The sequence below is a fragment of the Marixanthomonas sp. SCSIO 43207 genome (assembly GCF_019904255.1).
GTDB lineage: Bacteria > Bacteroidota > Bacteroidia > Flavobacteriales > Flavobacteriaceae > Marixanthomonas.
Genome location: NZ_CP063203.1, coordinates 2,030,177 through 2,043,768 on the forward strand (window position 1 = coordinate 2,030,177; position 13,592 = coordinate 2,043,768).

Annotated in this window: 10 protein-coding genes; all 10 read left to right on the forward strand. The window is 35.0% G+C overall.

The window, feature by feature from the left end; all coding sequences use genetic code 11:
* Window positions 1-145: 145 nt before the first annotated feature.
* The 10 genes from INR76_RS09500 to INR76_RS09545 all read left to right on the forward strand — a co-directional run bounded on the left by INR76_RS09500 (window position 146) and on the right by INR76_RS09545 (window position 13,592).
* Entirely contained in the window at window positions 146-1,900 is a 1,755-nt protein-coding gene (locus INR76_RS09500) for a DEAD/DEAH box helicase (protein ID WP_223107672.1), read from the forward strand.
* A 75-nt stretch (window positions 1,901-1,975) separates the two neighbouring features.
* Window positions 1,976-2,743 carry a carboxypeptidase-like regulatory domain-containing protein gene (locus tag INR76_RS09505; RefSeq protein WP_223107673.1) on the forward strand — a complete coding sequence of 256 codons (768 nt, stop codon included), beginning with the start codon at window positions 1,976-1,978 and terminating at the stop codon, window positions 2,741-2,743.
* Window positions 2,744-2,820: 77 nt separating this feature from the next.
* Window positions 2,821-4,182 carry an aldehyde dehydrogenase gene (locus INR76_RS09510; RefSeq protein WP_223107674.1) on the forward strand — a complete coding sequence of 454 codons (1,362 nt, stop codon included), beginning with the start codon at window positions 2,821-2,823 and terminating at the stop codon, window positions 4,180-4,182.
* A gap of 62 nt (window positions 4,183-4,244) precedes the next feature.
* On the forward strand, window positions 4,245-5,786 hold the full coding sequence (locus INR76_RS09515) for a YifB family Mg chelatase-like AAA ATPase (protein WP_223107675.1): 1,542 nt from the start codon (window positions 4,245-4,247) through the stop codon (window positions 5,784-5,786).
* Window positions 5,787-5,897: 111 nt separating this feature from the next.
* Entirely contained in the window at window positions 5,898-8,771 is a 2,874-nt protein-coding gene (locus INR76_RS09520) for a pitrilysin family protein (protein WP_223107676.1), read from the forward strand.
* A 128-nt stretch (window positions 8,772-8,899) separates the two neighbouring features.
* Entirely contained in the window at window positions 8,900-10,033 is a 1,134-nt protein-coding gene (locus INR76_RS09525; protein ID WP_223107677.1) for a DUF2891 domain-containing protein, read from the forward strand.
* Window positions 10,030-11,253 (forward strand): Nramp family divalent metal transporter, encoded by a 1,224-nt coding sequence (locus tag INR76_RS09530; protein ID WP_223107678.1) that lies wholly within the window; start codon window positions 10,030-10,032, stop codon window positions 11,251-11,253. The genes INR76_RS09525 and INR76_RS09530 overlap by 4 nt, the downstream gene beginning before the upstream one ends.
* A 35-nt stretch (window positions 11,254-11,288) precedes the next feature.
* Window positions 11,289-12,020, forward strand: a complete 732-nt coding sequence (gene pxpA, locus INR76_RS09535) for a 5-oxoprolinase subunit PxpA (RefSeq protein ID WP_223107680.1) — start codon at window positions 11,289-11,291, stop codon at window positions 12,018-12,020.
* 8 nt (window positions 12,021-12,028) lie between these two features.
* Complete coding sequence (pxpB, locus tag INR76_RS09540) at window positions 12,029-12,748, forward strand: 5-oxoprolinase subunit PxpB (RefSeq protein ID WP_223107681.1); 720 nt, start codon at window positions 12,029-12,031, stop codon at window positions 12,746-12,748.
* Window positions 12,741-13,592, forward strand: a complete 852-nt coding sequence (locus INR76_RS09545; protein ID WP_223107682.1) for a biotin-dependent carboxyltransferase family protein — start codon at window positions 12,741-12,743, stop codon at window positions 13,590-13,592. The genes pxpB and INR76_RS09545 overlap by 8 nt, the downstream gene beginning before the upstream one ends.

A 13,592-nucleotide genomic window follows, 5' to 3' on the forward strand; every position in this document is an offset into this window, starting at 1 on the left:
CTTACAGCGTATTTTGTATTATAAAATAAGCTATCTTTGCCGTTCCAAAAAAAAATCCTCAGGGTGAGGGTTTTGTGTTGAAGAGAAGCCCAAGGTTTAATAGTCGTTTGCTTCCAACCAACACGCAAACATTTTAAACCATTATATGGCTACATTTAAACAATTAGGCCTTGAAGAAAATTTACTTCAAGCCATTACCGATATGGGTTTTGAAACTCCTTCGGAAGTACAAGAAAAAACAATACCTATTTTATTAGAAAAAGAAACAGATATTGTTTCTTTAGCACAAACCGGAACCGGAAAAACAGCAGCCTTTGGATTTCCTATGCTGCAAAAAATTCACGTAGAAAGCCGCACTACACAAGGGCTTATATTGTCACCAACTCGAGAACTTTGTTTGCAAATAACCAAAGAACTTGAAAGCTACGGAAAACACAAAAAAGGCCTCAATGTAGTGGCCATTTACGGTGGTGCCAGCATCACTGAGCAAGCTCGCCAAATAAAAAAAGGAGCTCAAATTATCGTTGCTACACCTGGTAGAATGAAGGATATGATTGGTCGAGGCATGATTGATATTTCAAAAATTGAATATTGTGTACTTGATGAAGCCGATGAAATGCTAAACATGGGCTTTTATGAAGATATTACTGAAATATTATCTCATTCCCCAAAAGATAAAAGCACTTGGCTTTTTAGTGCTACCATGCCAAAAGACGTTGCAAAAATTGCCAAAAAATTTATGCACAGCCCGGTAGAAATTACCGTAGGAAGTAAAAACGTAGGTACAGAAAACGTTTCACATGAGTATTATTTGGTAAATGCACGTGATCGCTATCTAGCGCTAAAACGCTTAGCAGACGCTAATCCAGATATCTTTTCAGTTATATTTTGCCGAACAAAAAGAGATACTCAAAAAGTAGCCGAAAAGTTAATTGAAGATGGTTATAATGCTGCTGCAATACACGGAGACTTAAGCCAGAATCAACGTGATTTGGTTATGAAATCGTTCCGAACGCGTCAAATACAAATGCTGGTTGCTACAGATGTTGCCGCTCGCGGCATTGACGTAGATGATATCACACATGTAATTAACTATCAATTACCTGACGAGATTGAAACCTACACACACCGTAGTGGTCGTACAGGACGTGCCGGTAAAAATGGTGTTTCTATGGTAATTGTTTCAAAAAGTGAACTTCGAAAGATTAAAGCGATTGAAAAAATAATTCAGCGAAGTTTTACCAAAAAAGAAATTCCGAGTGGGATGGAAATTTGCGAAACGCAGTTGTTCCACTTGGCAAATAGTATCAAAAATACCGAGGTAAATCACGAGATTGACGCTTATCTTCCAAATATTAATGAAGTTCTTGAAAACTTCAGCAAAGAAGAGTTGATAAAGAAAGTATTTTCGGTAGAGTTTACTCGTTTTTATAATTATTACAAAAACGAAAAAGATTTAAATTCGGTTGTTGGTGACACTTCAGAAGGTAACAGTGAAGACAGCGTACGATACTTTATCAATATTGGTGGTCGTGATGATTTTAACTGGATGAGCTTGAAAGACTTCTTGAAAGATTTACTTAATTTAGGTCAAGATGAGGTTTTTCGTGTAGATGTAAAAGATTCCTTTTCTTTTTTCAATACCGATAAGAAACACCAAGATATGGTGTTGTCAATATTTAATGACTTTAAACTCAATGGGCGTAATATCTCAGTAGAAATAAGCAAAGACGGTCGCAAAAAAGGCGGTGGTAAAAGAGGTGGAAAAGGCCGAGGAAAAGGAAAAAGAAGCGGAAAAAGTTTTGATGGAGGAGGTTCAAAATTTAAAGGTAAAAGCCGAAGAAGAAACGAACGACCTTCAAAAAAAGGTACAGGAGGAAGGCGTAGAAGAAGAAATTAACAAATAATTAGAAGCTGTTTTTGCAACTTTGGTTCAGATTTTTCGTCTATTTATGTACATTTACCTCAAATTGTTATGAAGAAGCACGTTTTATTTTTACTATTTAGTTTTCTAGTTACTATTGCTTTTGCTCAAGATATTAACCCCATTAAAGGAAAAGTTTTGAGCAGTGCAACAGATAAGCCTCTGGAAAATGTAAATATTGTAAACCTCAATGAAGTTGTTGGTACAACTACCAATAAAGAAGGAGATTTTAATATTCGTGCTAAGGTAAATGACACCCTTTATTTCAGCTATTTAGGATATAAATCTATTAGAGTTCGAGTTACCAATGACTGGCTAAAGTTTGGTGACATTAAAGTAAAAATGACCGAATTAGGTATCGCTCTTGAAGAAGTAGTTGTAAAACCAGTACAGCTTACCGGTTATGTTGAGGTGGATGCAAAAATAATTCCTATTTATGATAATTATAGGTATCGTATTTCTGGATTAAGTTCTGGTTATGAAGGTGGTAGTAAGCAACCTGGAGCCGTTAATAAAGTATTGAGTGCCATCTTTAACCCGGCAGATTTTCTCTATAATGTCTTTGGGAAAAAACCAAAGCAGATGCGGAAACTCCGTAAAATGAAAGAAGATGATGAAATTCGTAATTTACTAGCCAACAAATATGACCGTGAAACGTTAATGGCTGTTTTACAATTAGAACGCGTAGATATTGATGAAATACTCAATAACTGCAGCTACTCTGAAAGTTTTATAAAAACAGCCAATGATCTTCAAATTTTAGATGCTATAAGCGAGTGCTATGAAGAATACCGGGTTCTAAACCGTGAAAAAGGATGATTTAGCAAGTTGTTATGAGTGTGCCGAAAAAAGTTTAATTACCTTGAACTCTTTTTGAAAAAGCACATTCTTTTCTTATGAAACAACACATCACCCAGCAAAAGGAGTTTTTTTTATCCCAAACTACAAAAGCGTTAGATTTTAGAATCAAACAGCTTACTATTTTACAAGAAGTTTTACAAAATAACGAAAATTTATTGTATGAAGCGATTTATAAAGATTTCAAAAAATCTGAATTTGATACGTTCACAAGTGAACTCGCTTTATTGTATAACGATATTAAAGAAGCCAAACACAATCTCAAAAAATGGGCTCGAAAAAAACGTGTTTCAACCAATTTTTTAAATTTTCCTGCTCGTAGCTATATTTTACCAGAACCTTTAGGTACTTGCCTCATTATAGGCGCGTGGAATTATCCGTATCAACTTTCATTAGCACCTGTAGTTCCTGCTTTAGCCGCAGGAAATACAGTCATTTTAAAACCTAGCGAACTGCCCAAAAACACAAGTGCTGTTATGGCAAAATTGATCAATGAAAATTTTGATCCCGCTGTTTTTAAAGTAGTAGAAGGAGGTGTGCCTGAAACTACAGAATTGTTGAAACAAGATTTTGATAAAATATTTTTCACAGGAAGCACCAAAGTAGGTAAAATAGTATACAAAGCTGCTGCAGAAAACTTAACACCGGTCACCTTGGAAATGGGAGGAAAAAGTCCCGCTTTTATCACAGAAGATTGTAACCTAAGTATAAGCGTAAAAAGATTGGTATGGGCCAAGTTTTTAAATGCTGGTCAAACTTGCATTGCCCCAGATTATATTTTGGTTGCTAAAAGTATGGAAGCTAATCTTTTAAAAACCCTGAAAGAAGAAATAGAGAAAGAACACTTTGATTTTAAAAATGATAATTATGTGCAGATTATTAATGATGCAAATTTTGATCGGCTTCATAAAATGATTCAACCTGAAAAGGTTTTTTATGGCGGAAATGTAAATAAAAAAGATAGATACATTCAGCCCACTGTACTACAAAATGTTTCATTTTCAGATCCTGCAATGGAAGAAGAAATTTTCGGTCCCATTTTACCTGTAATACCTTATACAGATTTGGATAAAGCCATTTCCGATGTTAAAAAACTTCCAAAGCCGTTATCTTGTTACGTATTTACGAGCAATAAAAAAGTAAAACAGAAAATCTTACACAATATCTCTTTTGGCGGAGGTGCGGTTAATGATGCTGTTATGCACATTTCAAACCCTAACTTGCCCTTTGGCGGAGTAGGACAAAGCGGTATAGGAAATTATCACGGAAAAGCAGGATTTGATTGCTTCACACATTACAAAAGTATACTTGATAAACCTACTTGGCTTGAACTTCCGTTAAAGTATTATCCTCATACCCCAAAAAGATTGAAGTGGATTAAGCGGTTCCTTAGGTTTTAATAAAAATTCCTATATTTCCCTTTTATTTAACTCCCCCTTACTTTTTTTAAATCTGAAACAATATGCTAACAAAAGTATATGGGAGTGCTGTATTTGGTGTTGAAGCAACCACAATAACCGTTGAAGTAAATACAGATATTGGTGTGGGTTATCACTTGGTTGGTCTTCCAGATAATGCAATTAAAGAAAGCAATTACCGTATTGCTGCTGCTCTTCAAAACAATGGTTATAAAATCCCGGGAAAGAAAATAACACTCAATATGGCTCCTGCTGATTTACGAAAGGAAGGATCTGCCTATGATCTTACATTGGCTATAGGGATTTTAGTTTCAACAAATCAAATTGCTGAGCGACAACCGCTTTCAGAATATATTATTATGGGTGAGCTTTCTCTTGACGGAAGTTTACAACCCATTCGAGGGGCCTTGCCTATTGCTATCAAAGCAAGAGATGAAGGTTTTAAAGGCTTTATTTTACCAGAACAAAATGCAAAAGAAGCCGCAATCGTGGATGGATTAAATGTTTATGGTGTAAACAACATTAAAGAAGTTATTGATTTTTTTAATGCTGAAATTCCTTTAGAACAAACCATTGTCGATATGGAAGCCGAATTTTATGAACACCTTGAAAATCCTGAGTTTGATTTTAGTGATGTAAAAGGACAAGAAAGCATAAAACGCTGCATGGAAATCGCTGCTGCCGGAGGACATAATATTATATTGATTGGACCACCGGGTTCTGGAAAAACAATGCTTGCCAAAAGATTACCCAGCATTTTACCTCCTTTGAGTTTAACAGAAGCATTAGAAACTACAAAAATTCATAGTGTAGCCGGTCGAACCAAAGAAAAAGGAGGTATTATGACAGCAAGACCCTTTAGAAGTCCACACCACACTATAAGTGATGTAGCTTTGGTAGGTGGAGGGCAGTATCCGCAACCCGGCGAAATATCACTTGCCCATAATGGTGTGCTATTTTTAGATGAATTACCTGAATTTAAACGCAGTGTTCTTGAGGTAATGCGTCAACCTTTAGAAGATCGTGATGTAACCATATCTCGAGCACGATTTACTGTAACCTACCCTTCCAGTTTTATGCTAGTAGCGAGTATGAATCCTAGTCCCGGAGGCTATTTTAATGATCCAGATGCGCCAGTAACATCTTCGCCAGCTGAAATGCAACGCTATTTAAGCAAAATTTCAGGACCGTTATTAGATAGAATAGATATTCACATAGAAGTTACTCCCGTACCGTTTGATAAGCTTAGTGAAGACCGCAAAGGCGAGTCAAGTATTATAATAAGAGAACGAGTAACAAAAGCCAGAAAAATTCAAACAAAGCGTTTTTCTGAAATAGAATCAATTCATTACAATGCCCAAATGGGAGTTAAACAAATAAGAAAATTTTGCAAACTAGATGAGGCTTCACTTCAATTATTAAAAACAGCGATGGAACGACTTAATCTTTCTGCAAGGGCGTATGATCGTATTTTAAAAGTGTCAAGAACCATAGCCGATTTAGACAATTCAGAAAATATTACAGGTAACCACATTTCTGAAGCTATTCAATATAGAAGTTTGGACCGTGATGGCTGGTTTGGGTAAAAAACTATAGACAAATTTTGTGATAGAAGTTGCTTAACTGAATTTAACAATTTATTAAGATTTCAACATAACTGCAATTGTATCTTTAACACTTCATTAAATCAACAAACTATGTTTTTTAAAAATTATCTAAAAACCTCATTGATAGCTGTATTGCTATTGAGTTTTGTTTTTACTTCGTGTAAAAATGAAAAAGAAGCAGATGCCAAAGAAGAAACGGCAAATCTATCTGTAGACTTTGAAAAATATGAACTTGAAAACGGTCTTGACGTTGTGTTACATCAAGATAAAAGTGACCCTATAGTTTCGGTTGCCATTCAATATGGCGTTGGATCAAATAGGGAAAAAACCGGTCGCACTGGCTTTGCACACTTATTTGAGCATATGTTATTTCAAGAGTCTGAGAATGTTCCTCAAGATGAATTTTTCAAGAAAATACAAGATGCCGGTGGTACATTAAATGGCGGAACTTGGAAAGATGGAACCATTTATTATGAAGTTGTACCCAAAAACGCTATGGAAATGGTATTATGGATGGAAAGTGACCGAATGGGTTACTTAATTAATACCGTTACCGAGTCTGCTTTTTACAATCAACAAGAAGTTGTACAAAATGAAAAAAGACAACGTGTTGACAACAATCCTTACGGTCATACAAGCTGGGTAATTGATAAAAACATATATCCTGAAGGTCACCCATACAACTGGCAAGTAATTGGTGAATTAAAAGATCTTCAAAACGCTACTGTAGAAGATGTACGTGAATTTTATGACCGTTTTTATGGTCCTAATAATGCAACTCTTGTGCTAGCTGGAGATTTTGAAACTTCAGAAGCTAAAAATTTAATAGAAAAGTATTTTGGTGAGATTAAAAAACGCCAAGAAGTAGAACCTATGGAGCCTCAACCTGTTACAATTTCAGAAACTAAGAGATTGTATCACGAAGATAATTTTGCAAATGCACCTCAATTAAATATGGTTTGGCCTACGGTTCAACAGTACACAGATGATGCGTATGCTTTAGATTTCCTAGCTGAAATTCTTTCAGAAGGAAAAAAAGCTCCATTATATAAAGTATTGGTAAAAGATAAAAACCTTACCTCTAGAACAACTGCTTATAACAATTCACAAGAATTGGCCGGTGAATTTCACATGATTATAACAGCAAACAGTGGAGTTGACCTTGATAGTATTGAATCTGGAATAAATGAAGCATTAACACTTTTTGAAACAGAAGGTGTAACAGATCGTGATATTGAGCGTATTAAAGCCGGACTAGAAACCGATTTTTACAACGGAGTAAGTAGTGTTTTAGGAAAGTCATTTCAATTAGCTAGATATAACACATTTACTGGTGATCCTGGATTTATTGAGAAAGATATTGAGAATATCAAAAAAGTGACTAAGGAAGACGTAATGCGCGTTTACAATGAATATATAAAAGATAAGCCTTTTGTAATGACCAGCTTTGTTCCAAAAGGACAAATGGAGTTAATTGCCGAAAATTCTGAAAAAGCACCGGTTGTTGAAGAAGAAATTAAAGAAAATGTAGAAAAAACTATTGAAGAGTCTACTGAAGAAATTGCAAAAACACCTTCAAGTTTTGACCGTTCAATAGAACCAGAACAAGGACCTGTACCAGAATTGAGCATTCCTGAAACTTGGACTGCCAAGCTTGAAAACGGTATGGAGGTTTACGGTATTGAACAAAACGAGATACCAACAGTAAATTTCAGCTTAGTTATAGAAGGTGGTCATTTAATGGATGCTAAAGATAAAAATGGAGTAGCCAATTTGATGACAGATATAATGATGGAAGGAACCCAAAATAAAACTCCTGAAGAGCTTGAAGAAGCTATTGATTTATTGGGAGCTTCTATCAATATGTATACTACAAACGAATCAATCGTTATACGCGGAAATACACTTACACGTAACTTTGATAAAACCATGGATTTGGTTGAAGAAATTCTTTTAGAACCACGTTGGGATCAAGAAGAGTTAGGACGTATTAAAACCAAAACAATCAATCAAATAAAACGTAGTGAAGCAAACCCTAATCGTGTAGCAGGTAACATTTATGATAAGTTATTGTATGGTGAAAATCACATCTTCAGTCTACCAACGAGCGGAACAGAAAAATCTGTTGAAGCTATACAAATGGAAGATTTGAAAGCGTTTTATGATAATAACTTTTCACCGTCTATAAGTAGTTTCCAAATAGTAGGTAAGATTAAGAAAGATGAGGTGTTAAAACAGCTTAATGGTCTTCAAGAGCGTTGGGAAGCTAAAGAAGTTACAATCCCTGAGTATCCAATGCCAGAAAAACGTGATAAAGCTTCACTTTACTTTGTAGATATACCAAACTCAAAGCAGTCTGTAATTAACATTGGTTACATTGCTTTACCACGTACCGATAAAGATTTCTACCCTGCGGAGGTAATGAATTATAAATTGGGAGGTTCCTTCAACGGAAATGTAAACCTAATTCTTCGTGAAGAGAAAGGATATACCTACGGAGCACGCACTGGTTTCAGCGGAAGCAAAGTTCCTGGTACATTTACAGCTTCTTCAAGTGTAAGAACAAATACCACAGGAGAATCGGTTCAAATATTTAAAGATCAAATAGCAAAATATAAAGAAGGCATAAGTGAAGAAGATTTAGAATTTACTAAAAATGCTATGATCAAATCAAATGCACGTCGTTTTGAAACACAATTTTCGCTTCTAGGTATGTTACTAGAAATGAGTACTTATGATCTACCTGAAAATTATATTGAAAACGAAGAGTCTATCGTTAAAAACATGACGCTAGAGCAACATAAAACACTAGCCAACAAATATCTTGATGAGTCCAAAATGGCTTATGTAGTAGTTGGTGACGCTGCCACACAGTTTGCTCAATTTAAAAACATGGATTTTGACGAAGTAAAATTACTTAACAAAGAAGGAGAAGAAGTAAAGCTAGAAGACGTTAAAATGTAATTTTATAGTATTATAAAGTTTAAAGGGGTGCCGTTTTGGTATCCCTTTTTTTATTTCTGAAATAGTAAAACACAGTTTATTTAATATCTTTAAGTTTTAAACCCTTTCATAAGCAGAATTCTATACCAATGAAACATTACATATACGCTTTTATTTTAAGTATTTTTATCATGAGTTGTAACACTTCTGAAGAAAAAAAACAACAAGATTTTGAACCTACTAAAGAAGATAAAATAGAACCAGAAAAATACAAGGCTCCTACATTTACTGTTTCAGAAGCCAATCAGTTAATAGAACTCCCACTACAATGTGTAGAAAACGAATATCCAAACAAGCTTGGGCAAACTATTGGCAGTGATAAAGATTTACAATCTCCACAGGCGTTACACCCCATTTTTTACGGCTGTTTTGATTGGCACAGTTCGGTTCATGGTTATTGGTCAATGGTTACGTTGGTAAAACAATTTCCTACGCTAAAAAAAGCCAATGAAGTAAAAACCCTACTTCAGAAAAATATTACCGAAGAAAATGTACTGAAAGAACTAGAGTATTTTCAAAAAGATATCAATAAAACGTATGAACGAACCTACGGTTGGGCTTGGCTATTAAAACTTTCTGAAGCGTTACAAACCTGGGATGATCCTTTGGGTAAAGAATTAGCAAAAAACCTAGAACCTTTGACTCAGGAAATTGTTTTAAAATATAAAGAATACTTGCCCAAATTGATATACCCTATACGCGTGGGAGAACACACCAATACTGCTTTTGGTTTAGCTTTTGCTTGGGATTATGCAAAGACTGTTGATGATGTTTCATTTCAAAATCTTATTAAGGATAGAGCAAAGGATTTTTTTATGAAAGACACCAATTGCCCTATAAATTGGGAACCTAGTGGTTATGATTTTTTATCTCCTTGTCTTGAAGAGATTGATATTATGCGTCGGGTTCTTTCAAAAAGTGAGTTTAAAACTTGGTTAGGTTCCTTTTTACCGGCCTTAGAAAACGAAAACTATCATTTACAACCCGGAAAAGTAGGTGATAGGAGTGATGGTAAGTTAGTACATCTGGATGGGCTCAATTTTAGCCGAGCTTGGGTGTTGTACGGTCTAGCAAATCAATATCCAGAATATGAACATGTCACAAACATAGCCCACAATCACGTTTCATATTCATACCCAAATTTGGTAGGTGATTCATATGAAGGGGGACATTGGTTGGGAAGTTTTGCTATTTATGCACTTCAAGAAAATGCAAAAAAGTGAAAAAGTTTTTTAAAAATATAGGTCCTGGAGCACTAATCGCGGCGGCTTTTATTGGTCCGGGAACGGTTACTGTTTGTGTGCTAACCGGTGTAGAATTTGGCTTCACCTTGCTATGGGCTATGGTTTTGTCAATAGTCGCAACTATTGTTTTACAAGAAATGGCAATACGATTAGGCTTGGTGTACGGAAAAGGATTGGCCGAAGTTGTAAGAAATGAAATTCCTTCAAAGACCTTTCGTGTTTTTGCAATACTATTAATGCTTTCAGCAATATTAATTGGAAATGCAGCATATGAAGCCGGAAATATTAGCGGCGGTATGTTGGGTTTAGAAACTATTTTTACTCAATCTTCACTTCAAATAGGTTCATTTCAGTTTAACTATTTAAGTTTATTAATTGGCGGGATTGCTTTTACACTTTTATACATAGGTAATTATAAAATAATTGAGCGAAGTTTGGTGGTGTTGGTCATATTGATGAGTATTTCTTTCCTGGTAACAGCTTTTATTACAAATCCAGATTGGAGTTCGGTTATAACCAATATGATTATTCCTAGAGTTCCTGAAGAAGGAGTATTAGCAATTATTGCACTTGTAGGAACTACTGTAGTGCCGTATAACCTTTTCTTACACGCGTCACTCGTAAAAGAGAAGTGGAATGGCGTAAATGATTTAAAAGCTGCTAAAATAGATTTGTATGCTTCTATTATTTTGGGAGGTTTAGTTTCTATAGCCATTATTGTTTGCGCAGCATCTATACAAAGTTCAGAAATCTCAAATGCTGCAGATTTAGCCAAGAGTCTAGAACCTTTATTTGGCAGTTTTGCAAAGTATTTTTTAAGTATGGGCCTTTTTGCAGCCGGAATTTCTTCTGCAATTACAGCTCCTCTGGCGGCAGCATATGTTGCTAAAGGCTGTTTTAAATGGAAGTCTGGTTTAAGGTCAACAAAATTTCGTTCCGTTTGGATTTTTGTTTTAGCAATAGGAATTGTATTTTCTTCAATAGGATTTAAACCCATCGAAGTAATTCGGTTTGCACAAGTTGCAAATGGCATTCTATTACCTGTCATTGCCGGCTTTTTGTTGTGGGCAGTCAATAAAGAAACTGTATTGGGGAGTTTTAAAAACAATACACTTCAGAATATAATTGGCTTTCTCATTGTTTTAATAGCTATTGTTTTGGGATTCAGAAGCCTTGCAAAAGTATTTTTTGATATGTAAAAATGTAATTATGAAAACGTCTTGAAACCTAACTTATGAAATCAATTGATATTAATGCGGATCTAGGTGAAGGTAGCGGTTTTGATGAAGCCATTATGCCTTTAATTTCGTCGTGTAGCATCGCGTGTGGTGGTCATTACGGAAATGAAAAAACTATGCGCAATACCATACGTTTGGCTCAAAAATATGGAGTGAAAATAGGAGCACATCCTTCTTTTCCTGATAAAGATAACTTCGGAAGAAAAATTATGCATTTAACCAAACAGCAACTTACCGATACGTTATTTAATCAACTTGTACATTTCTTTGCTATTTGTGAAACCGAAGAAGCATCAATTAATCACATTAAGTTACACGGGGCTTTATATAATTATGCAGCAAAAGATGCTCCTACAGCAGATGCAGTTGTTGAAACAATTATACAAACCAAAGTACGTCCCAAGTTATATGTTCAATACAATTCGGTTTTGCATCGCAAGGCTGAAAATTTACTACCCTTAGCCTTTGAAGCATTTATTGATAGACAATATAATGAAGATTTATCATTGGTTTCTAGGGATAAAAATGGAGCTCTCATTGAAGAACCTCAAGATGCTTGGAGACAACTTCTTAAAATGGCTTCAGAAAATAAAGTAAAAACAAGATTGGGGCAAGAGAAACCTATTGTTGCCTCTACATACTGCATACACGGTGATAATCAGCAATCTGTTGAGATTTTAAAATACATTCAACAACAAATGAAGTTTAACCAAATGGTCTTATCATAATGAAAAACGTGACGGTAAAACCATTTGGAGAACGAGCAGTACTTGTAGAATGGAAACCTAGTATTGATGAAAAAACATTGGCAAATGTGCTTCAAACAAAGCAACATATCTCAAATAATTTTTCTGAAGAAATTCTAGAAATTGTTTCAACCTATAGTGCTTTGGCAATATATTTAAACTATGGTAGCAATGTAACACAGTTTATCGATTCACTCAAAAATTCACTGAAAAATACTTCAAAAAAAGAAAGCGTTACCAGACGTAAAGTATACATTCCTGTATGTTACAATCTTGAATTTGCACCAGACTTAGAAGAAATTGCTCAACAAAAACAGCTCACCACTACCCAAGTAATTGAGATTCATACCAGCCCTGTTTACAAAGTTTATTTTTTAGGGTTTTTACCTGGTTTTCCATATTTAGGTGGTCTTGACGCTCGGTTGCATACCCCAAGAAAAAAAACACCGAGAGAACGTGTAGCAAGCGGTTCTGTTGCCATTGGTGGTTCTCAAACTGGTGTTTACAGTACATCATCTCCGGGAGGTTGGCAGATTATAGGAAAAACTCCTATACCTTTCTTTTCTGTAGGTAAATCTTCTCCAGCTCTTTTAAAAGCTGGTGATTTAATCAAATTTACTTCTGTATCCAAAGAAGAGTTTATCGCTATAGAACATCAAATAAGTAAAGATAATTATCAAATAAAGAAAGAGGAGGTGCGTTTTGCTTAAGGTATTAAATCCCGGACTTTTTACAACAATACAAGATAGAGGTCGCTTTACCCACCGAAAAATAGGTGTACCTACAAGTGGAGCAATGGATGCAATTTCTGCAGCTTTGGCCAACAGTTTGTTAAATAATGACGTAGATGCCGCGGTTATGGAGTTTACTATGATAGGACCAAAACTTCAATTTAATGAATCAACTCATATTTCAATTTCAGGAGGTGATTTTCAAGCTAAACTTAATAATAAAAATGTAGATTTAAATAAAGCGTTGTTTGTTGATAAAGGGGATGTATTAAGCTTTTCAAATCCCATTTATGGGTATTTTGGCTACTTAGCCGTTTCTGGAGGTTTTCAAACCAAAAATGTATTGGGAAGTCGAAGTTTTTATAATGGGATTACTGAAAAAAGTAAACTTGAAAAAGGTGATACTATTCCTTTTTTAAGCCTTTCTTCAGAAAAAATTATTCGAAACGCTAGCTTTTCTGTTGAAGATAATTACTTTCAAGAGAAGAAAATACCTGTCTATCCAGGTCCAGAGTTTGATTTGCTTTCCAATTCGTTTCAAAAAAAAGTTATAAATTCTGTTTTAGAAATTAAACCACAAAGCAACCGGATGGCTTATGTGTTAAAAGGACTTGAAAACATAACAGCTGAAGATATTATTACAGCTCCTGTACAACCCGGTACCGTTCAATTGACGCCATCTGGAGCTTGTGTTGTATTGATGAAAGATGCACAAACAACCGGTGGTTATGCAAGGATTTTACAATTGAGCGAAAAAGCCATAGGAAAATTAGCTCAAAAGAAACCTGGGTCAACAATACAATTTGATTTACAAAAGATATAA